Source organism: Methylophilus sp. DMC16, assembly GCF_056314045.1.
Genome location: NZ_JBQUZC010000001.1, coordinates 851118 through 873484, shown reverse-complemented (window position 1 = coordinate 873484; position 22367 = coordinate 851118). Strand labels below are relative to the sequence as shown.

13 protein-coding genes are annotated in these 22367 nt (G+C 49.0%); all 13 read right to left on the bottom strand.

Translation table 11 applies throughout. The features are described from left to right. Positions 1–56: 56 nt before the first annotated feature. The 13 genes from cheZ to ACT53D_RS04165 all read right to left on the bottom strand — a co-directional run bounded on the left by cheZ (position 57) and on the right by ACT53D_RS04165 (position 22201). Positions 57–737: a protein phosphatase CheZ gene (gene cheZ / locus ACT53D_RS04225; RefSeq protein ID WP_194746685.1), complete on the bottom strand. Its 681-nt coding sequence runs from the start codon at positions 735–737 to the stop codon at positions 57–59. A gap of 2 nt (positions 738–739) precedes the next feature. Further along, entirely contained in the window at positions 740–1138 is a 399-nt protein-coding gene (gene cheY, locus ACT53D_RS04220) for a chemotaxis response regulator CheY (RefSeq protein WP_194746684.1), read from the bottom strand. Positions 1139–1250: 112 nt separating this feature from the next. Next, on the bottom strand, positions 1251–2321 hold the full coding sequence (locus tag ACT53D_RS04215; protein ID WP_194746683.1) for a protein-glutamate methylesterase/protein-glutamine glutaminase: 1071 nt from the start codon (positions 2319–2321) through the stop codon (positions 1251–1253). A gap of 26 nt (positions 2322–2347) precedes the next feature. Next, a complete protein-coding gene (cheD, locus tag ACT53D_RS04210; RefSeq protein ID WP_124551641.1) occupies positions 2348–2956 on the bottom strand; it encodes a chemoreceptor glutamine deamidase CheD in 609 nt (202 codons plus the stop codon). Then, on the bottom strand, positions 2953–3852 hold the full coding sequence (locus ACT53D_RS04205; protein WP_194746682.1) for a CheR family methyltransferase: 900 nt from the start codon (positions 3850–3852) through the stop codon (positions 2953–2955). Before ACT53D_RS04205 ends, cheD begins: the two co-directional genes overlap by 4 nt. Before the next feature lie 41 nt (positions 3853–3893). After that, a complete protein-coding gene (gene fae, locus ACT53D_RS04200; RefSeq protein ID WP_194746681.1) occupies positions 3894–4601 on the bottom strand; it encodes a formaldehyde-activating enzyme in 708 nt (235 codons plus the stop codon). A gap of 56 nt (positions 4602–4657) precedes the next feature. Then, positions 4658–6787: a methyl-accepting chemotaxis protein gene (locus ACT53D_RS04195; RefSeq protein WP_476154614.1), complete on the bottom strand. Its 2130-nt coding sequence runs from the start codon at positions 6785–6787 to the stop codon at positions 4658–4660. A gap of 282 nt (positions 6788–7069) precedes the next feature. Beyond that, complete coding sequence (locus ACT53D_RS04190) at positions 7070–10249, bottom strand: methyl-accepting chemotaxis protein (protein WP_476154612.1); 3180 nt, start codon at positions 10247–10249, stop codon at positions 7070–7072. Positions 10250–10568: 319 nt separating this feature from the next. Beyond that, positions 10569–13283 carry a methyl-accepting chemotaxis protein gene (locus ACT53D_RS04185; RefSeq protein ID WP_476154610.1) on the bottom strand — a complete coding sequence of 905 codons (2715 nt, stop codon included), beginning with the start codon at positions 13281–13283 and terminating at the stop codon, positions 10569–10571. Between the two features lie 296 nt (positions 13284–13579). Continuing rightward, positions 13580–16282 (bottom strand): methyl-accepting chemotaxis protein, encoded by a 2703-nt coding sequence (locus ACT53D_RS04180; RefSeq protein WP_476154608.1) that lies wholly within the window; start codon positions 16280–16282, stop codon positions 13580–13582. A gap of 209 nt (positions 16283–16491) precedes the next feature. After that, positions 16492–16716, bottom strand: a complete 225-nt coding sequence (locus ACT53D_RS04175) for a hypothetical protein (protein ID WP_194747579.1) — start codon at positions 16714–16716, stop codon at positions 16492–16494. Between the two features lie 118 nt (positions 16717–16834). Next, entirely contained in the window at positions 16835–19480 is a 2646-nt protein-coding gene (locus ACT53D_RS04170; protein ID WP_476154606.1) for a methyl-accepting chemotaxis protein, read from the bottom strand. A 216-nt stretch (positions 19481–19696) separates the two neighbouring features. Further along, the gene (locus tag ACT53D_RS04165) at positions 19697–22201 is read right to left on the bottom strand and encodes a methyl-accepting chemotaxis protein (protein WP_476154604.1); all 2505 of its coding nucleotides are present in this window, start codon (positions 22199–22201) and stop codon (positions 19697–19699) included. Positions 22202–22367: the final 166 nt, after the last annotated feature.

Genomic DNA, 22367 nt, shown 5'->3' with positions numbered 1-22367 from the left:
TAAAAAAGGCATCCGAAGATGCCTTTGCCAGGATGACACTGGATAAACGCTGTGAATTAAAAGCCCAGGCTTTCGAGCAGATCATCCACCTGTTCCTGATTGGCGACCACATCCACGGTGTTATGTGGATCAATTTGTGGACCATTCATCAAGGAGTCCTCGTCTTTTTTGGCCGCAGGAGAAAAATCTACCAACACTTGCACCAATTGTCTCTCCAGGTCTTGTGCCAGTGAGGTCACTTTTTTGATCACCTGGCCGGTCAGATCCTGAAAGTCCTGCGCCATCATGATATCCATCAGTAACGATTTGGTCGTCGATGTGTGTTGACTGACCAGTGACATATATTCCAGTGTTTCATGGACAACAGCATCGTATTCCGATTTGAGCGAAGCACGCTGCATGACCTCTTCCCAGCGTTGCTTCAACACCGCAGCTCGATCAGATAACTCTGACTGTAAAGGCGTGGCCAGATCAGTGGCGTTCAGCACACGCTCAGCCGCCTGTTCAGTCATTTTTGCCACATAACTTAAACGGTCTCTGGCATCAGGAATTTCCTGCGCAACTTGTTCCAGCACCTTGTCATAGCCCAGCGCACTCAGATTATCGTGCAAGGAGCGGGTCATGTGTCCAATCCGGCTGATCATTTCCTCTTGCTGATTGGGACTCATCGTGGAAATCAGGTTAGAGGCAAGATCCATCGCCGCATGATCCTGATTCGGATTGATCGCTTCGGTCATGGTTACACCTCGCCTTTTTCCAATTTTTCAAAGATTTTGGATAACTTCTCTTCAAGTGTGGCTGCAGTGAAAGGCTTCACCACATAGCCACTCGCTTTGGCCTGGGCCGCAGCAATAATGTTTTCTTTTTTTGCCTCGGCAGTGACCATCAATACAGGCAATTTGGATAATTTGCTGTCTGCACGGATATTCTGCAACATGGTCAAACCGTCCATGTTGGGCATATTCCAGTCGGAAACCACGAATTCAAAGTCACCATTGCGCAACTTGTTGAGGGCATCTGCACCATCTTCTGCTTCTTCAACATTGTTATAACCAAGTTCTTTGAGCAGGTTGCGCACAATTCTACGCATCGTAGAAAAATCATCCACTACCAGAAATTTAGTATTTGGGTTGCCCATTTGTTACTCCGCTATCATTTAATTACTAATCCCGTAGCCTGTATTATGGAACGAACCATGGTCAATGCTAATCAGGATAAAGCTGGGATTTACCGGTTTATTCCTCACAGTACTATACGCGAATGGCGCGTTCACTGTTAGTTGCAAGATGTTGTAGCACCAGACGCGGCAAGTCTTTTAAATGCCCGACTTCGTGAACACCACCATGCGCAACGGCTTCGCGTGGCATACCATACACCACACAGCTTTCTTCGTTTTGGGCAAAATTGAAAGAGCCGGCATTCTTCATGCGCAACATGCCCGCGGCGCCATCTTTGCCCATGCCCGTTAAAATGATCCCGACGGCGTTTTTACCGGCGTTTGTAGCCGCTGAATCAAACAATACATCGACTGATGGCTTATGTCTATTCACCGGCTCGGCGTCAGATAAACGTGTGACATAGTTGGCGCCACTTCTGGCGAGCAGTAAATGCTGATCCCCTGGCGCGATATAGGCATGGCCAGGCAATACGCGCTCACCATCTTCGGCTTCCTTGACGGCAATTTTGCACAGACTGTCCAGACGACTAGCAAAGGACTTGGTGAAGCCTGCAGGCATGTGTTGGGTAATTAAAATGCCGGGGCAATCAGAAGGCATCTGCATTAAAAAGGACTTGATCGCTTCGGTGCCGCCAGTAGAGGCGCCAATAATCAGCAGTTTTTCACTACTGATGAGCGGATTGCGGATGGGACTTTGTTGTATCTGCGTATTAGACGCTTTGGCAATACTTTGCAAGGTGCTGATTTTCGCCCTGGCAGCAACACGGATCTTGTCAGTAATCTCGGCGGCATACTGCTGCATGCCCTGGGTAATGCCCATTTTGGGTTTGGTGACAAAGTCGGTGGCACCCAGCTCCAGTGCACGCAAAGTGATTTCAGAGCCTTTTTCTGTCAGCGTGGATACCATAAGCACGGGCATCGGACGCAAACGCATGAGTTTTTCTAAAAAATCCAGACCGTCCATGCGTGGCATTTCTACATCCAGCGTGAGTACATCCGGATTCAACTGCTTGATCATCTCGCGCGCGACCAGCGGATCCGGTGCGGTTCCCACCACTTCCAGATCCTTGGTGTCGTTAATGATTTCGCTCAACAAACTGCGTATCAATGCCGAGTCGTCAATCACCAGCACTTTTGTTTTCATGGCATAACCCCTTGTTTTAATTATTATTAGAACAAATCGATATCTCCACCCACATCGTTGGTTTGCAGCTTGCTGGAGTAAGCTTGCTCGCGCTTGACCAAGGTGTAGTTGTTCAATTGTTTCAGCTTTTTAACCAGTACTTTACCGGTTTTGGGAAAGAAATAAACCTTGCGGGGATAAATATCCAGCAAATCTTCGCCGGTGACTTTAATCCCTTCTTCTTTCAGATACTTTTTGACAAACGCAGCATTACGATCACCCACGTTATTGGTGGTAAAGCTGCGCAAGACGTTGCCGCCCCCAAAAATTTTAGCTTCGAGGTTTTCGCGCTTGGCGCCGTTACGCAACAGCTGGTTGATCAAGACTTCCATGGCATAAGTGCCATAGCGCATCGACTCAGAGATCGGGCTGTCCTTGTCTGCACTGCCCCCCTCGGGCAACATGAAATGGTTCATGCCACCAATGCCGGTACGGCTGTCACGGATACAGGCAGAAACACAGGACCCAAGCACGGTGACAATCAACATGTCCTTGTCTGTGTAGTAATACTCCCCTGGTGAAATTTTGGCAGCATTGCAATTAAATGTTCTGTCAAAATACAGGGTGTTAGAAATTTCTTCTTGCATGACACTCATAGCGATTTCCGATGCGTAAAGAGGCTGGAACGTGCCGCGCCACTGGTTTTTAATTTATAGACGGTTTTTCCCAACAGTTGCAAGTGGTCGGACACATACAAAAAGTTTTCTGAATGGCCTGCCAATAACAAACTGTCTTCATGCATGAGGTTGACAAATTTTTCAATGATTTTGCCTTGTGTCGGCTTGTCAAAATAGATCATGACATTGCGGCAGAAAATCACATCAAAGCCATCATGAAATGGCCATTGTGCATCCAGTAAATTCAATTGGTGAAAATGAATCAGATCACGGGCGGCTTTTTTGACACGGACCAGGCCGTCATGCTTGCCTGTGCCACGTTCAAAAAATTTGCGTACACGACCGTCATCCATTTTCTTGACCCGGTCTAGCGGGTACACGCCTGCACTCGCCGTCGCCAGCACATTGGTATCAATGTCTGTGGCAACAATTTCTACAGGCGGTTTCAAGCTATTAAACGCTTCGCAAGCGGTGATCGCAATCGAATAAGGCTCTTCGCCCGTCGATGCCGCAGAACACCAGATGCGTAGCGGTTTTCCTCGCCGGTTGGCTGACAGCTTCACCAGATGTTCGGCCAAAATCGGAAAATGATGTTCTTCCCGAAAAAACGAGGTCAAATTAGTGGTTAGCGCATTGGTAAATGCCTGCCACTCATCCGCATTGTTCTGCTGCTCGAGCGTGTCCAGATAGTGTTTGAAACTATTCATGTCCAGCGCGCGCAAACGCCTACCGATTCGGCTGTAGACCATATCGGTCTTTGCATCGGATAATGAAATGCCTGCATGGCGATAAATCAGACTTTTAATTCTGACGAAATCATCGCGCGTAAACAAAAACTCGCGATCTTCTTGCTCTTGTTTTTTTAATGCACTCACTTCGTTATCCTATGCAAATCCGCGGGCATACACTGCCAGAATTAAGCGCGTGTCGTGTTGATACGCTCTCTCATTTGTGAAATGGCCAAATCAACTTGCTGATCATCTTTAACTTGGGTTTCATAGCTGTTTTTTGCATGCTTGCTGCGCTCTTGCATTTGAGAAATTGCTAAGGCAGCAGCTTTGTCTTCAGCACGACGGTTTTGTGCTTCCGGAGTTTGTGCAGCAAATGGATGCAGCGCTTCCTTGTACTGCTTCACAACGTCAGCAGCTTTAGGCTCACGCGCAACGGCGGCTTTAATCGCCATTTTTGTTGCACGGTAGTTCCAGTCCTGGATACGGTCATCCATGTCAGCTTTGCTGTCGATGAATACACCAACACAGATAAATACATCATCTGCTTCTTCCAGCGGGATCGTACCGTCAGCGACGCAATCCATTACAGCCATCGCTACACCACGTTGTGCCGGGCCAAACATTTGTGTTGCCTGACGTCCATCTTTGATGGTCACCTTGTTAAACATTACGGTGTTTGGTTTTACCATCATGTTTGGCGCTGCAATCGCCAACAAACCGTTTACGCCTTGTTTTTGGTCGGTGAGCGTACGACAAAATGCGTCTTCTGCAGCGCTACCGCGTGGACCCATAATCAAGTCAATGTGGGCCACATTTTTCAAATCCAAACCACCTTCTGGACGCTCTTCGATGACTAAACCTTCGCCAATCAATACTCGATCAATCACTGCCATTTTTAACTCCTGATATAAAAAGTACTACTTTATTAAAGGGCGTTCGCTACCCTGCCCTAACCGTTGCTGACCTGACGATAATCATCGTCCCAGTCTGCATTTCCTGCGCGATGGCTGGACGCTTTTGCCTGTCCATCCACAATAAATACCCCTACTGCGCTAGCCAACTCATTGGCGTGATCCATCAGGGATTCTGCAGCCGCAGCGGCCTCTTCAACCAAAGCTGTGTTTTGCTGCGTCACATCATCCATGCGGATCACCGCATCGTTGACCATGGCGATGCCGGCACTTTGCTCATTCGATGCCGATGCAATTTCACCAATAATCACGCTGACCCGTTTCACGGAATCCACGATTTCATGCATCGTGTTTCCAGCTTCCTGTACCTGACGGCTACCCTCTGCTGTTTTGTTCACGGAGTCAGTAATCAATTCTTTAATTTCACGTGCGGCTACGGATGAGCGTTGCGCCAGGCTACCCACCTCGGCCGCCACCACTGCAAAACCACGACCCTGCTCACCGGCCCGGGCTGCTTCTACCGCTGCATTTAGCGCCAGAATATTGGTCTGGAAGGCAATGCCGTCGATCACGGAAATAATGTCTTCAATCTTGCGCGCACTCTCATTGATATCACTCATGGTGGCCACCACCGCACCGACGACCTCGCCACCCTTGACGGCAACTTGTGAGGCCTGTGCAGCTAAATTATTCGCCTGCTTGGCGTTTTCGGCATTCTGTTTCACGGTCGATGCGAGCTCGTCCATACTGGAGGCTGTTTTTTCCAGGTTGGCTGCTTGATCCTCAGTACGGCGACTCAAGTCGGCATTGCCCTGGGCAATTTCCTTGGCAGCAATATTGATAGATTCCGCTGCGGTTTTCACCGTCAACACTGGCTCTACAATCATGTCCAGCGTATTGTTCATGCCTTGCACAATCTTGCGATAATCGCCTGGGTGTCTGTCTGCATTGGCGCGGACGGTGACACGGCCCTCTTTGGCGGCTTCGGCAAGCATTTGGGCGTCTGCATTCAAGGCTTTCAGGTTGCTGCGCACTTGCTCTATGGTTTGATTGATTTTTGCCTTGAGGCCTGGGAACTGCTCCAGCGGTGCATCAAAATTACCATCACCAAACGCTTGTACGCAGGCCATGGCTTTTTGATTCAACTCGATATGTCCAGCCACGATATTGTTGATACTTTCAGCCAATAATGAGAACTGGCCTTTGAACATGTCTGCACGCAGGGTCATATCAATATTGCCTTTTTCGTGCTCGGCATTGACCCAGTTTACAGAGTCTACAATCCCTTTCAGGTTGCCGCGGATACGATCTACGCTCTTGTTCATGGCGGCTTTCTTGCCTGGCATGGCTTCCAGTTGCGCCGTCAGGTCACCACGGCCAATACTGTCCATGACTGCAATAAAGCGCTCGGTTTCGGTCACATAGCCATGAATCATGCGATTCACAACGTCAGCCACCACTTTAAAATCACCCTGCAATTGACCGCTATTCAAACGCGCATCCGTTTCACCTTCGGCATGGTTTTTAGCCATTGCTGTCAGATCCTGAATCAATGCCTGTACGTTAGATTTGAGGCCATCGAAGCCTTGATTGAAGGCATGCAAATGTTCTGGCAAGCGCTCAAGCTGCGTATTCAGCTCACCACGACCCAGCGCCTCAACGGCGCGGCCGGCTTTTTCCATACTGGCCACATGCATGTTTAACAGATGGTTCACGCTTGCGGCAGACTGGCTCAGCTCCCCTGCAAACGCAGTCACATCCAGCTGCGCGTTAAGGTTGCCTTTGGCATGTTCGGCTTCTATCAGCGCCAATTGCTGTTTGAAGTTTGCAAAACCGGCTTTTGACTGATTGATTGCATCTGCCACCGAGGCTGTGGCTGCGCTTGTCTGCACAGCAAAGTCACCCTGCGCTAGAGATTGTGCGGCTTGCAGTGTTTGCAAGGGCTCGCCACCTACCACGTGCTTCACTGAAGCGGTCAGACTGCATGCCATGAATATGGCCAACAGCGTTAATCCTGCATGAAGCATGAAACCCATACCTGAACCGGTATTTAAAACCAGTGGTGCCAACAGACTGCATACCAGCACGCCCAGTATCATCGTCAGTTGTAATGAAAGCTTAGTACGAGAAAGTCTTCCCGCAAGCGCACCCCATTGATCAGCGAACATGCGTTTCACTCCTTTTTTCCAGATCCAGATAATTTATTATTTGGTCTATTTATCGACCTATGTCAGCGATTATTCAGCATGCAAGCCACTTTTGAATTGCATGTAAAAAGGGGAAATTTGGTTCTTTTGCGGTAATTGCCCCCCTAAAGAAATTCTTATCGTCGCAATTACTTACCTGGAGGGGTGGTTTTGATCATGGGGATTATTCGAGCCATTTAGCCTTTACAGCAGCAAACAGGGGGATTTAAGCCCTATGAGCTGCTACAGAAGGCAATTTGGCGCTTAAAAACTTTCCCAGCTATGATCGTGCGTGCCCGTTTTGAGCAACTTGCCCGGATCACCAGCGCCACGGCTTGGGCTGACTTTATGTCTATGCATGGCAGTCAGGTTGACTGCATGTTTTTTCTCAGACGCGCGGTGCGTGTTTGCGTGCGCACTGGAAAACCCGCCAGCGGCCACGCCCTCAAGTTTAAACTGACTAATGGCATCGGCTAATTGATTGGCCTGATCGACCAGGGATTCAGCCGCAGCAGCGGCCTCTTCAACCAAGGCTGCATTTTGCTGGGTGGTTTCATCCATACTGGTCACTGCCTGGTTCACCTGGTCAATGCCCGTTGACTGCTCGGTAGATGCGGCTGAGATTTCACTGATGATATCGGCCACACGCTGGACTGAGGAAACCACTTCTTCCATGGTGTTACCGGCATTCTCAACCAGCTTGGTGCCTTCGGTGGTCTTGTTCACAGAGTCGGTGATCAATTCCTTGATCTCTTTTGCCGCACTGGCTGAGCGTTGCGCCAGATTACGTACTTCACCCGCGACCACCGCAAAGCCTCTGCCCTGCTCACCGGCACGCGCCGCTTCTACCGCTGCGTTCAAGGCCAGAATGTTGGTCTGGAAGGCAATGCCGTCGATCACCGAAATAATGTCTTCGATCTTCTTGGCACTTTCGTTGATCGCACTCATGGTGGCAACCACTTCGTTAACAACCTGGCCACCTTTGACGGCAACGCCTGAGGCGGTCAGCGCCAGCTGGTTGGCCTGTTTGGCGTTATCAGCGTTCTGTTTCACGGTCGAAGCCAGTTGTTCCATGCTGGCGGCAGTTTCTTCCAGGCTGGAGGCTTGCTGCTCGGTACGCGCAGACAGGTCTGAGTTACCGCTGGAGATTTCATTGGCGGCAGTCGTGATGGTTTCCACTGCTTCGGTCACTGCAATGATCGGCTCTACGATCATGTCCAGCGTGTTGTTCACGCCTGCAATGATCTTGCGGAAGTCGCCATTGTGTTTGTCGACATCAGCACGCACGGTGATGCGTCCTTCTTTTGCGGCTTCGGCCAGTTGATTGGCGTCGTTGACGAGCAGGTTGACCGCTTCAATACAAGTATTGAGGTTGTTCTTGAGCTCGTTGAAGTCGCCATTGTAATGGTCGGTAATGCGCTCAGGGATGTCGCCTTTGGAAATGCGGTCTACGTAGTTCGCAGCCACATTCAATGGTCCAATCACGGAATCCAGGGTGTTGTTGACGCCTTCAACAATCTTGCGGAAGTCGCCATTATGTTTGCTGGCATCGGCACGGGTGGTGAGTCTGCCATCGACCGCGGCTTGTGACAGCATGTCGGCATCGCTAATCAGCGCATTGACGGCGTCTATACACTGGTTGAGGTTGTCTTTAATGGTGTTGAAGTCACCATTGTAGTGGTCGGTAATCTTGGCCGGGATATTGCCCTTGGAGATATCGGACACATATTGGGCCGCCACGTTGAGAGGATCGATCACCGCATCCAGCGTCTCGTTCACGCCCTGGACAATCTTGCGGAAGTCACCTTGATGCTTGCTGGCATCCGCACGGGTGGATAAACGCCCTTCTACCGCTGCGTGCACCAATTCTTCAGTGTCATACACCATACTATTAATGGTCTCTATACACTGGTTCAGGTTGTTTTTAATGGCGTTAAAATCGCCTTTATAGTCAGCCGTAATCTTTTCTGGAATTTCACCTTTGGCGATCTGTTCCACATAGCTAGCAGCCACACCCAAGGGCGTTACAACCGCATCCAGTGTCTCGTTAATCCCCTCAACCACTTTTCGGAAATCGCCTTGATGCGGCTGAATGTCTGCCCGTGTAGAGAGATTGCCTTGTACCGCAGATTGTGCCAAGCCATGGGTATCATGAATGAGTAACTTAATCGACTTGACCATGCTTTGCATGGCCGTCATTAACTGGCCGGTTTCATCCTGGCTATGCACCTCAATCACGACATCTGTTCTACCCAGTGATAAGTCCTGTGCAACCTGGGCGGCTTCACGTATGGGTTTTGCAATTTTTGCGGCTGAAAACCAGATGACCGCAATCCCGGTTGCCGTCACCATCAAGCCTAACAATAACTGCCATAAAGCGGCTTGATTCGCACCGCTAGACAATCGTTGATCAAGCGCTTGCGCTTCTGCCAGCACGACGGCGGTTGGTACTTTAATCAGGACAGACCAAGGTTTGCCGGTGCGGCCCAACATAATGGGGGCGAGCGCCATCATTTGACCGGCTTGCTGATCAATCGCCGCTAAATCATGACCAGACTGGATCTCTTGGAGATACTTTGCGCTACTGTCGCCCACAATTTTGCCAAAGGGCTGGCCAATCAAGCCTGGATTACGGCTATCGGCCACGATAAGCCCCATATTACTGACGATAACCACTTCGCCTTTACCGTCAAACAGATTCTTGCTGGCACCTTCAGCGGTTTTTTGCACAAAGTCCAGATTGTAGTCAGTCCCGGCGACCCCATAAAACTTGCCGTTCTTGATAATGGGCACCGACAGCGTAGTCAGCCATACAGATTTGCCTTGCACAATATAAGGAAATGGGTCCAATACACTTTCGGTATGGTTTGTTTTGGGGCCAAGATACCAGCCGCCTTTCATGACCCCATTGGGGTGCTTGTCCAGCGTGTCATACTCCACCAGTGGTTGCACCGCAATCCGTCCGCTTTCATCACGGTTCCAATAAGGCGTAAAACGGCCGGTAAGGCTATTGTTGCCATCCCTGCCGGTTTTAAAGGCGTCATCTTTACCATCAAGCGCATCCGGCTCCCAACAACTATAAGTGCCATTGAACTCTGGGTTTTGTTTCAGCACATTGAGCAAGATGGCATTAATCTGGTCACGCCCCAGTGCCACGGAACCCTCTTTACTCAACACAAAAGTATTTGCCATCGTGCGTGCCGCATCCAGTGCGACATCAAACTTGGCCTGGATTTTTCCTGCTTCAGAGCCAGCCAGATTCTTCAAGCTGTTTTTGGTGCCTTCGTTGACTAACAACGATACGTTTTCAGACACCAGTTGCTGATTATTTTTAGCTGAGAGATAAGAGGATCCGACGAGAATGCTGCCGCTGACCAGAATGGACAGCCCTGCCATCAGGACGATTTTGCCCTGAATAGATTGAAAGCGCTGAGACAACTGCATATTGACTTCCTTTGCATAAAAATAAATAGGGGGCGTGCATTGCTGACGCACTGCTCTTCCGAGTTATTTCTAGCTTGAAGTCAATCAATGACCGTAAAGCCAATTTTTATATGAATAATAAAATCCGTTTATAAGATTTTTTATTCACTGTTTATGTAATCATTATCCCGCTAAAGATAAAGATACAAATTGAATGTAAAACGTATTTTTATGGTTCTGTTTAAAGTCATTCAGGCATGAGGGTTTACAAACCCTGTCCAATGATGTGCAGACACAAAAAAACGGCTGCCGAAGCAGCCGTTTCTGAAGATGACTTAGGTCAAAACTCTTCCCAATCCGAATTATCCGTGCCGGTTTTGGCACTGACCCTAGGTGGACTGGCCGTCGCTTGAGCACGCTGGGGTTTATCCACATAGCCGGAGGGGGCTGGAACCGGTCGTCCCGAGCCATGCTGAGGCATGGTTCGCGGTGTTGAAGAAACACTTCCCTTGGCTTGAGACTTAGGTGAGGCGGTAAAGCCTGATCCCGCGCCCCTCTCCAGCTTGAACTGGCTGACCACATCCGCCAGCTGATTGGCCTGATCAACCAGGGATTCAGCCGCAGCGGCCGCTTCTTCAACCAAGGCTGCATTCTGTTGCGTGGTTTCATCCATGCTGGTCACTGCCTGGTTCACCTGATCAATGCCGGTGGTTTGCTCAATAGAGGCAGCAGAGATTTCACTGATAATGTCAGCCACGCGTTGCACAGAGGAGACCACCTCGTCCATGGTGCTACCGGCATTTTCGACCAGCTTGGTGCCTTCAGTGGTTTTATTCACAGAGTCTGCAATCAGCTCTTTAATCTCTTTCGCAGCACTGGCTGAACGCTGGGCCAGGTTACGCACCTCACCTGCGACCACGGCGAAGCCTCTACCCTGTTCCCCTGCTCGCGCGGCTTCTACCGCTGCGTTCAAGGCCAGGATGTTGGTCTGGAAGGCAATGCCGTCAATGACCGAAATAATGTCTTCGATCTTCTTGGCACTTTCGTTAATCGCACTCATGGTGGCAACCACTTCATTCACCACCTGGCCACCTTTAACCGCGACACCAGAGGCTGTCAGTGCCAGCTGGTTAGCTTGTTTGGCGTTGTCGGCATTCTGTTTAACCGTGGATGCCAACTCCTCCATACTTGCCGCCGTTTGCTCCAGGCTGGAAGCCTGTTGTTCGGTACGGGCTGAAAGATCAGCATTACCGCTGGAAATTTCATTGGCCGCAGTGGTGATGGTTTCGACGGCTTCAGTCACCGCAATGATCGGCTCTACAATCATGTCCAGGGTGTGGTTAACGCCTTCAACAATTTTGCGGAAATCGCCTTTATGCTGGGAAGCGTCAGCCCGCACTGAAATGCGGCCTTCGCCTGCAGCTTCTGTTAAGCCGTTGATGTCACCAATCAACCCTTTCAGGTTTGCGCGAACTTGCTCAACCGTGTCGTTGATCTCGCCCTTTTTACCTGGCCAGCGCTGAAGCGGAATGTCGAAGTTACCTTCACCAAAGCCCTTCACGACCTGCATGGATTGCTGGTTCATTTCCAACAAGCCCGTCACCATATTGTTGACAGACTTGGCCAGCGTACTGAAATCGCCTTTAAACATGTCATCACGTAGCATGGCATCAATTTCACCTTGCTCATGCGCATTACTGACCCAGTTAACCGAATCAATCAAGCCTTTGAGGTTGCCGCCAATCTTCTTGACGCTCTTGTTGATAAACGCTTTTTCTCCAGGGAACTCCTTGATGGTGGCGGAGAAATTACCTTCACCAAACTGCAAAATACAATCAGTCACCGTTTTATTTTCTTCGATATATTCCTGCACCATGCCGTTCACCCCTTCAGCCAAGGCGCTGAAGTGGCCATTATATTTGGCAGGGTCAATAAAATAGCTGATATTGCCCTGACGATGGGCAGCAGACATCTGGTTTAAATCGGAAATGATATTGGTCAAATTGGCTCTGACTTGCTCAATATCGCGGTTGATCTCGGCTTTTTTCCCTTTGAATGTCTCAAGCGGAATGCCAAAGTCGCCATTGCCAAAGCCGTTGATTACAGCCATCACCTTGCGGGTCGACGTATGTTGGTCATCCAGCATTTGATTGACCCCTTCGGCCATGTCTTTAAACATTCCTTGGTGTTGTGCACTGTGGATACGGCGATCAATCTCACCATTGGCTTGCGCATGCGCGACATCCTTCATTTCGCTAATGACTTTTAGCACATGTTGCCGCATGCGTTGTAGCTGGTAGGCAACACTGCCTTGGTCATGTTCAGCCAGCGGTACGGCAAAGTCAGAATCCCCTTCACCAATTTTTTTGGCAAACTCAGTGAGTTCCAACGGATCTGCACCTAAACGGTTAAGCAGGGATTTAGAGATTGAAATAGCCATCCAGCCAGCGATAAGAATGGCAATCCCTAATGCAATTTGCATGAGTATGGAAAACCCGGAAGCGACAGACTTGGCTTGCGCTGAAGCCGTTTTGTTTAATGCCTCCTGATAATCAATAAACTGATTAATGGTTTTGAGCCATTCTACAAACAAGGGCTTAGCTTCACTCATTAACAGACTTTTCGCTTGCTCCTCATCACCTGCATGGCGTAATGCAATCACACGTTCAATCACCGGTAATGTTTTGGCTTCGATAGACTTGATGTGCGTGAGAATTTCCTTTTCATCTGCCGTAACAGCCGCATCCTCTTTAAAAATAGCATCCAGCTTGGCCGAACTCTCTTCATAAGCAACCGCCAATCGGCGGATATCACTGATGGACTTGTCCACTTCAGCACTGGATGCCTCTAGGGTCACATCACGCAAACTAATCGCCCGGTCATGCACGCTGCCGCGAAAATTGATGGCATAGCGCTGCTTAACGCTATTCACATCATTGATTTCGGTCAGCGTATCGTCGATTTCACGCACACGGTCAATCCCAATAACAGTTAATCCTGCCATCAGCAGAATCATGCTACCAAACCCGACCATCAGGCTTTTCTTTACTCTCATGTTTCCGAACATTTATCCATCCTCAGTATTTGCTTACGCCTATGCAAAATGCTTGTTTAAGATTACAAAAGTCAAAGACATGGCTGTCTTCTGACGTGTCTTGCCAACACAAACACTTTTTTCCTTAATACTTTGCTATCTTGCAATTAGTCATCCATCAAGCATCGATTAAAGAAAGGCTTAAAACCTATCCTTTTAATGTCTTTGAATGCATCTCCATAAAAGACAAATGTGATCCAGCAGATCACATAAAAAAACCGGCTGTTTAGCAGCCGGTTTTTTATTTAGACGAATGACTAGAATTCTTCCCAATCCGAATCGTCAGTGCCTGTCTTTGCGGGCGGCCTTGGCGCGCTCGGTGGAGATTTTGAAAACTGCGGTTTATCGACATAGCCTGAAGGGGCTGGCACAGCTCTGCCCGAACGCGAATCTGCACTTGGTCTTGGCGCTGAATATCCGCCACTACCAGAAGAGGATTTGAGCGTTGCAGTGAACCCTGTGTTGACTTTACCTTCCAGCTTGAACTGGCTAATCACATCAGCCAGCTGGTTGGCCTGATCGACCAGGGACTCAGCCGCAGCAGCAGCCTCTTCAACCAAGGCTGCGTTCTGCTGGGTGGTTTCATCCATGCTGGTCACTGCCTGGTTGACCTGGTCAATGCCGGTGGTCTGCTCGGTAGACGCGGCTGAAATCTCACTGATGATATCGGCCACACGCTGGACTGAGGAAACCACTTCTTCCATGGTGTTACCAGCATTCTCAACCAGTTTGGTGCCTTCGGTGGTCTTGTTCACAGAGTCAGTGATCAATTCCTTGATCTCTTTTGCTGCACTGGCTGAGCGTTGCGCCAGGTTACGTACTTCACCCGCGACCACCGCAAAGCCTCTGCCCTGTTCCCCTGCACGCGCCGCTTCTACCGCTGCGTTCAAGGCCAGGATGTTGGTCTGGAAGGCAATGCCGTCGATCACCGAAATAATGTCTTCGATCTTCTTGGCACTTTCGTTGATCGCACTCATGGTGGCAACCACTTCGTTCACCACCTGGCCACCTTTGACGGCAACGCCTGAGGCGGTCAGCGCCAGCTGGTTGGCCTGTTTGGCGTTATCAGCGTTCTGTTTCACGGTCGAAGCCAGTTGTTCCATGCTGGCGGCAGTTTCTTCCAGGCTGGAGGCTTGCTGCTCGGTACGCGCAGACAGGTCTGAGTTACCGCTGGAGATTTCATTGGCAGCCGTGGTGATGGTTTCGACGGCTTCGGTCACCGCAATGATCGGCTCTACGATCATGTCCAGCGTGTTGTTCACGCCTGCAATGATCTTGCGGAAGTCGCCATTGTGTTTGTCGACATCAGCACGCACGGTGATGCGTCCTTCTTTTGCGGCTTCGGCCAGTTGATTGGCGTCGTTGACGAGCAGGTTGACCGCTTCAATACAAGTATTGAGGTTGTTCTTGAGCTCGTTAAAGTCGCCATTGTAATGGTCGGTAATGCGCTCAGGAATATCGCCTTTGGAAATGCGGTCTACGTAGTTCGCAGCCACATTCAATGGTCCAATCACGGAATCCAGGGTGTTGTTGACGCCTTCGACGATCGTGCGGAAGTCGCCATTGTGTTTGCTGGCATCGGCACGGGTGGTGAGTCTGCCATCGACCGCGGCTTGTGACAGCATGTCGGCATCGCTAATCAGCGCATTGACGGCGTCTATACACTGGTTGAGGTTGTCTTTAATGGTGTTGAAGTCACCATTGTAGTGGTCGGTAATCTTGGCCGGGATATTGCCCTTGGAGATATCGGACACATATTGGGCCGCCACGTTGAGAGGATCGATCACCGCATCCAGCGTCTCGTTCACGCCCTGGACAATCTTGCGGAAGTCACCTTGGTGCTGGCTGGCATCCGCACGGGTGGATAAACGCCCTTCTACCGCTGCGTGCACCAGCTCGTCAGTATCATTGACCAGACGCTTGATATTGGTACGCACTTGCTCAATGGCTTCGTTCACAAAGGCTTTCTTGCCTGGGAATTGCTCCAGCGGCATATCCAGATTGCCATCGCCAAACGCTTTCACCACTTCAATCGCACTGCGGTTCATGGCAATATGCCCAGCCACCATTTTATTGATCCCGGCGGCCATTTCTGCGTAGCCGCCTTTAAAGCGGTTTTGATCAACAGTGCAATCAATATCGCCTTCATCATGCTGCTGGCTGACATAGTTCAATGATTGTACCAGGCCATCCAAGGTACGTTGCAGTACACGGATAGAATAAGCAACACTGGTTTTGTCATCTTCAGGCAACACAATCTTCTGGGTCAGATTGCCCTCTACAAAGTTGCGTGCAATGACAGTTAAATCGGCAGGCTCCATACCCAATTGCTTAAACAGGCTGCGTTTGATATAGAAACCAATCGAAACCACGACAGCCAAGGAGAGGCCGGCAATCGCAATCAGCATCAACAATGCATTTTGCTTAACCTTCACCGCTGCAGCAGCCCCTTGTTTAGCAATCTCATTGTTGTAGGCCCGATGTTCACGAATCGCTTTCTGAACATGCTCAATCACCGCCTGATTAGCCAGCAACACATCCCTGGCCTCTGTTTTCTTGTTAGAGAGCGAAAGCGTCAGCGCGCTGCTACCTAGCTCATCATAAGACTTGATCGCCTCATAGTCTTTTTGCAGTAACTGCTTGTCTCTATCATCGCTGATCAGACTGTCGTATTTTTTAAGTGCAGCCATCAGATCACCATGCACCTCAGCAACCTGCTTTTCAATCTGCTGCATTTTGACGTTGTCTGTATTCAGCATATGCTGCCAGATCAAGCTATTTAATAGCTCAAACTCAGCGAGCGTGTCATCCAATGCCTCAATGCTGGGTGCCGCATTTTCATTGGCAACGTTGGTGTATTTAAATACACGATCAGTCTGAAAGTAGCTGAGCGTCGCTAGCGTAAATAGCCCCAGCGCTGCAACTGCAATCAGAATATACATTCTCTTCGCAATGGTCATAATTAAAACTCCAAATCCAGATTTTTATTCGCCTTTATCAGACTCTCGTTTATTTTGTAATACTCCAAACATATTTCATGCGCTAATAAACAAGCTTTTTACAGGTCTTTTCCTACTCAAGTTTTCATATATTTTGCCGGGGCTACAGCTTGGCGATACGCATAAAAAATCCCCCTTTGCAGAGGGGGATTTTCAAAGCAAGAAATGCATTACTTCTTGGTTTTTTCAGCTTCAGCAACATCTACCTTTTTCTTCGCTGCTGAAGATTCAGCCACTGCGTCACCTTTCATGTGCGCTGCAGTCAATTCTGGGCTGCCCTCTTCAAAACAGACACGGCCCATCATAGACACTTTGCACACTTCAGCCGCAAACAGCGGTGTTGCCAATGTTGATAATGCAATAATACTTAACGTTGTTTTCAAATGTTTTTTCATAAAGTCTCCATCAAATTATTAACCATGGTTTAGGTGGCTTTTCACTACCACTTATTGTTAATAACGACAGACCTTATGATTTCTTTAGTGTTGTTACAAAACAATTACAACTTTATTTTTAGCCATGCGTGCCGGTTCTGCGCATGACTTGATGCCCCGCTGTAGAACGGCCACTGTCCACTTTAAAATGGCTGATCGCTTGAGCCAAATGATTGGCTTGATCCACCAAGGATTCAGCCGCCGCCGCCGCTTGTTCTACAAGCGCTGCATTTTGCTGTGTGGTTTCATCCATACTGGTCACCGCTTCGTTGACCTGATCAATCCCCGTGGTCTGCTCAATAGAAGCTGCGGAAATTTCACTGATAATATCTGCGACCCGCTGTACAGAACTGACGACCTCCTGCATGGTGGTCCCCGCATGCTCCACTTGACGAGTGCCTTCTGCCGTTTTATTAACAGAGTCCGTAATCAGCTCCTTGATTTCACGCGCCGCGGTCGAAGAGCGTTGTGCCAAATTACGCACCTCACCGGCCACCACGGCAAACCCTCTGCCCTGCTCACCTGCACGGGCGGCCTCAACCGCCGCATTTAACGCCAGGATGTTGGTCTGGAAAGCAATCCCATCAATGACTGAGATGATGTCCTCAATCTTCTTGGCGCTTTCATTAATCGCGCTCATGGTTGCGACGACTTCATCTACCACTTCGCCCCCTTTGGCTGCAACACTAGAGGCTGACAGCGCCATCTGATTGGCCTGTTTGGCATTCTCGGCATTTTGTTTAACCGTAGAAGCAAGTTCTTCCATACTGGCCGCCGTTTCTTCGAGGCTGGAGGCTTGCTGTTCGGTACGGGCAGACAGATCAGAGTTACCGCTGGAGATTTCATTGGCTGCGGTAGTGATGGTTTCCACCGCCTCAGTCACCGCACTAATCGGCCCAACAATCAGATCCAGCGTATTGTTGATACCATCGATAATATTACGGTAATCGCCAGGGTGCCGCGCTGCATCCGCTCGGACACTGATGCGACCATCTCTGGCGGCCTCGGCTAACATGCTGGTATCCGCATTTAAGGCTTTCAAATTGGCACGCACCTGTTCGATGGTGTCATTGATAAAGGCTTTTTTGCCTGGGAATCTTTCCAGTGGAGTATCAAAGTTGCCTTCGCCCAGTCCCTGCATGCAGGCCATGGCTTTTTTCTTGACGGCAATGTGGCCGCCCACCATTTGGTTGATGCCACCAGCCATGGTGCGATAAGCGCCATCAAATTTAGTGACATCGATCTCAACATCAATGTCACCTGCATCGTGCTCGGCACTCATGTGGTTCATTTCAGCAATGAGGGTATTCAAGGCATCGATACACTGGTTCAGGTTGTTTTTTAAGGTATTAAAGTCACCCTGATAAGTATCCGTGATTTTTGCCGGGATATGGCCTTTGGAAATGTCTTCAACATATTTGGCGGCGACATTGAGCGGATTAATCAAGGCATCCAGAATCTGGTTAATGCCTTTACCGATTTCAAGCACAAAGCCTTCAGGCAGTTTTCCCAGATCTACACGTTGTCTCAGGTTGCCCGCAGAAGCTTCACGCACCAAGCGGAAGACTTCTTGCTGACCAATGTCTTCAGCCGTTTTATCATCCCACTGCGTCATACGGCCCAGATATTCGCCCTTGGCGGTATACACTGAAACAATGGTCGCTTGAATTTTTTTGCCATAAGCAGCAAATTCAATCACCCGAGGTATCTTGGAAACTTCGGCAAATGCCGCGCGGTAAGCCTCAGGTAAATAACTGGAAATCGCATTCCCAAACATCTTTTCCAAGGTAAATCCTGGCTGTTCTTTGGCAATCTCTTCTACCAGCTGTTGCCAAAGGCTACGGGCCGCAGCATTCATATATTGCAATTGATGTTGACTGTCGCTGTAGGAAAAGGCGGTGGCACTTTGATCCAGCGCGGTTTGCAGACGACCCGCCTCTTCAGCCATTTTCCTAGAATCGTTGACATCAAACCCCACCTTGATTTGCATGGACTTCAGTGTCTTCATCAAACTGCCAAATTCGTCGTTGCCACGCGTATCAATCTTGAGATTCAACTCGCCACCAGCCAAGCCTTCAATCGCATGTGCCATCACAGCCATCGACTTTTTCAGTTTTAGCGAGAAAATGCCGCCAGCCACCAATGCAGCCGCGATCCCCATCCCCATACCTACCCATGCGCCAGGATCATGACGATAAAAGCCCACTGAAGAAACAACAGCCACCGGGGTCAGCATAGCTGCTGACAGCTTGTAGAAAATCGGCAGGTCATGTACTTTTGCGGCCAGTTTTTCACCCCAGCCAGGTTGCGGGAGGTTGCCGTCACGCATCTGTTGATACAGTTTTTCAGCCTGCTCAATCTGTGCGCGGCTCACTTTATTGCGAACAGACATATACCCTATCACCTTAGCGCCTTCACGGATGGGGGCCACATTTGCTTCTACCCAGTAGTGGTCACCATTTTTACAACGATTTTTCACCATACCGTTCCAGGGCTTTCCTGCTTTCACCGTCCGCCACAAGTCCTCAAACGCCGCTGCTGGCATGTCCGGGTGACGGATAATATTGTGATTTTTACCTATCAGCTCCGCCTCACTGAAGCCGCTGATTTCAATAAACTCACGATTGATATAGGTGATGGCCCCTTTTAAATCCGTCTTGGACACAATAGAGGCATCCTCTTTGAGTTCGATCTCTTTTTGTGTCACGGGCAAGTTGATTTTCATAATCTGATCTCTTTCGATATTTTGTATTTTCACTAGGACGAAATTACAATTTTTACTTCTGCCTGTGAGTTTATTAGATTACAACTGCAACATAGATACCGAAAAAGCATGTGATCGCGTGTTAAATAGCAGATTTGAAAAAAGAAAAAGCCGACTTTGCAGTCGGCTTCAATCAGAGTTTGCTAGCTCCTAACAACACTTCCACCATTCAATGGATCAATTGTAAGTACCTGTTCGGGATAGAGGCGGTTTGGCTTTGTTTTGAGTTGCTTCATTCAGATTGAAATCAGCCACCAGATCAGACAATTGGCTGGCTTGTTCAACTAAAGACTCGGCTGCGGCAGCCGCCTCTTCAACTAACGCTGCATTTTGCTGCGTCACATCGTCCATACTAGTGATGGCTTGGTTAACACTATCAATCCCTGAGGTCTGTTCAATCGAGGCTTCAGAAATTTCACTGATAATATCGCTGACGCGCTTGACTGACTGCACAATCTCCACCATGGTTTGACCGGCACCTTCGACCAGTTGTGTACCTTCCGTGGTTTTATTGACAGAGTCAGCAATCAGATCCTTGATTTCTCTGGCAGCACTTGCAGAGCGTTGTGCCAGATTACGCACCTCTCCAGCCACAACAGCAAACCCTTTACCTTGTTCGCCAGCACGCGCAGCCTCAACCGCCGCATTCAATGCCAGAATATTTGTTTGGAAGGCAATCCCATCAATCACTGAAATGATATCTTCAATCTTACGCGCGCTTTGACTGATCGCAGTCATGGTATCCACGACCTGATTCACGACTTCCCCACCACGCTCAGCCACTTTGGAAGCCGCCTCTGCCATTCGGTTGGCCTGCAATGCATTCTCAGCATTTTGCTTCACCGTTGCGGCCAGTTGGCTCATACTGGAGGAGGTTTCCTGCAAGCTGTGCGCTTGTCTTTCTGTGCGCGTAGATAAATCAATATTGCCCGTTGAAATTTCATTGGCTGCGCTATTGATCGTGGTGGTGGCCTCTTTGACTTGCAACAGAATTTCAGACACACGGTCCATCAAGCGATTGATACCGTTGGACAAACTAAGTATCTGATCCGTTTTACCATGCAAGTCTATGCGTGCGGTCATGTCTCCGTGCTGAGCCGCTTCCAGTAATTGCTCAGTAGATAGCACGGCCTCCATCAAGCCTGTTTCAGCACGTTTCTGCTGAGTAATATCTGTTGCATACTTCACTACCTTGATGGGTTTCCCATGCTCATCCAGCACAGGGTTATAACTCGCTTGGAGCCAAATTTCCTGGCCGTGTTTATCTATGCGTTTAAACACACCCTGCATGAATTCGCCGCGACCAAGGCGATGCCAAAAGTTTTTATACTCCATTGAATGACGCTCTTCCAGTGGCATAAACATACTGTGATGTTTGCCAATCAGTTCCGCCGCTTGATAACCCACGACTTGCATGAAATTTGCGTTCACTTTAGTAATATGACCATCCAGCGAAAACTCTATCGTTCCTAATGAGCGTTGGATAGCGGTCATTTGCCCTTGGTTATCGATATCACGCAGGCGCTGCTCAGTCACATCAATCGCATACTTGACAATTTTGTAGGGCTTGCCATTCAAGTCTAAAATCGGATTGTAGCTGGCTTGCAACCATAGTGGGTTGCCATTCGCCGCGACACGTTGATAAACACCCGCTTGTGTGTTTCCTTGAGCCAGCTTTTGCCAAAATTGCGCATACTCAGCGGATTGTTGAACGTCGCTTGGAACAAACATTTTATGATGCTTGCCCACAACAGCGCTTTTCTGATAACCAACAGTATTTAAGAAGTTATCATTGGCATCCAGAATATTGCCTTGCAGGTCAAACTCAATCACAGCCATGATTTGCCGAATGGCGGACAACTGGCTGGCCAAGTCTAAGTCTCGCGCCTTTTGCTGTGTGATATCAGTAGCAAATTTAATGATCTTCAACGGCTTGCCGTCACTGTCTAAAATAGGATTATAGGTCGCCTGTAACCAGACCTCTTGTCCATTTTTCGCAATGCGTTTGTAGATCCCGGATTTAAACTCACCTCTGGCAAGATCTTGCCAAAATCTGATGTAGTCCGAGGAGCTGGCTTCTGAGTGTGGCATGAAAATGCGATGATGTTTACCAACCACTTCAGCAGCATCGTAACCGGTCACCCGCGCAAAGTTCTGATTCAATGCCAGAATCGTGCCATCCAGCGAAAATTCAATGACTCCAAGCACCCGGTTTAAGGCATCAATTTGGCCTTGGCTCTCAAGCTCACGTGCCTTAAGCGCGGTGATGAGACTAAAGTAGTTGACGATTTTAACCACTTGCCCGTCTTGGTTTTTTAACGGGATAAAGCTGCCTTCAATCCAATCTTCGCGGTTTCCTTTGCTTAAGCGTTTAAATTGGCCCGTCAGCGCCTCTCCTTTGCAAAGCTTTTGCCAAAACTGCTTATGCTCTGGCGCATCAAGGTTTCCCAATGGCAGGAACATGCGATGATGCTGACCGAGCACTTCGTCACGCTTATAACCGGTTAAGTCAAAAAATGTTTGATTGGCATCAAGCACGTTCCCATCTAGATCGTACTCGATCATCGCCACGACGCGATGGAGGGCCTCCATCCTGTTCAAGCGTTCTAGATCCACCTCACTGAGTTGAGAATGATGAGATCCAGTCATCCATTGCTTGAGTATGCCTAGCCAGGTTCTCATTGTATTTCCACCTTCAAAATGGCAAAGCCCTGCAACAGGACTTTGAAATCACAACTTTTTACCACAGAGGATAACCGCTCAATAAGGAGGCCCACAATTTCAGGCCTTCAATTATTTTTTCTATCATTGCAGGACATCTGATCATGTTGCACCTCCTTGTATTGAG

Coding starts and splice junctions, on each gene's coding strand:
- cheZ (WP_194746685.1), bottom strand. CDS start 737: ATGACCGAAGCGATCAATCCGAATCAGGATCATGCGGCGATGGATCTT.
- cheY (WP_194746684.1), bottom strand. CDS start 1,138: ATGGGCAACCCAAATACTAAATTTCTGGTAGTGGATGATTTTTCTACG.
- ACT53D_RS04215 (WP_194746683.1), bottom strand. CDS start 2,321: ATGAAAACAAAAGTGCTGGTGATTGACGACTCGGCATTGATACGCAGT.
- cheD (WP_124551641.1), bottom strand. CDS start 2,956: ATGAGTGTCATGCAAGAAGAAATTTCTAACACCCTGTATTTTGACAGA.
- fae (WP_194746681.1), bottom strand. CDS start 4,601: ATGGCAGTGATTGATCGAGTATTGATTGGCGAAGGTTTAGTCATCGAA.
- ACT53D_RS04195 (WP_476154614.1), bottom strand. CDS start 6,787: ATGTTCGCTGATCAATGGGGTGCGCTTGCGGGAAGACTTTCTCGTACT.
- ACT53D_RS04190 (WP_476154612.1), bottom strand. CDS start 10,249: ATGCAGTTGTCTCAGCGCTTTCAATCTATTCAGGGCAAAATCGTCCTG.
- ACT53D_RS04185 (WP_476154610.1), bottom strand. CDS start 13,283: ATGAGAGTAAAGAAAAGCCTGATGGTCGGGTTTGGTAGCATGATTCTG.
- ACT53D_RS04180 (WP_476154608.1), bottom strand. CDS start 16,282: ATGACCATTGCGAAGAGAATGTATATTCTGATTGCAGTTGCAGCGCTG.
- ACT53D_RS04175 (WP_194747579.1), bottom strand. CDS start 16,716: ATGAAAAAACATTTGAAAACAACGTTAAGTATTATTGCATTATCAACA.
- ACT53D_RS04170 (WP_476154606.1), bottom strand. CDS start 19,480: ATGAAAATCAACTTGCCCGTGACACAAAAAGAGATCGAACTCAAAGAG.
- ACT53D_RS04165 (WP_476154604.1), bottom strand. CDS start 22,201: ATGAGAACCTGGCTAGGCATACTCAAGCAATGGATGACTGGATCTCAT.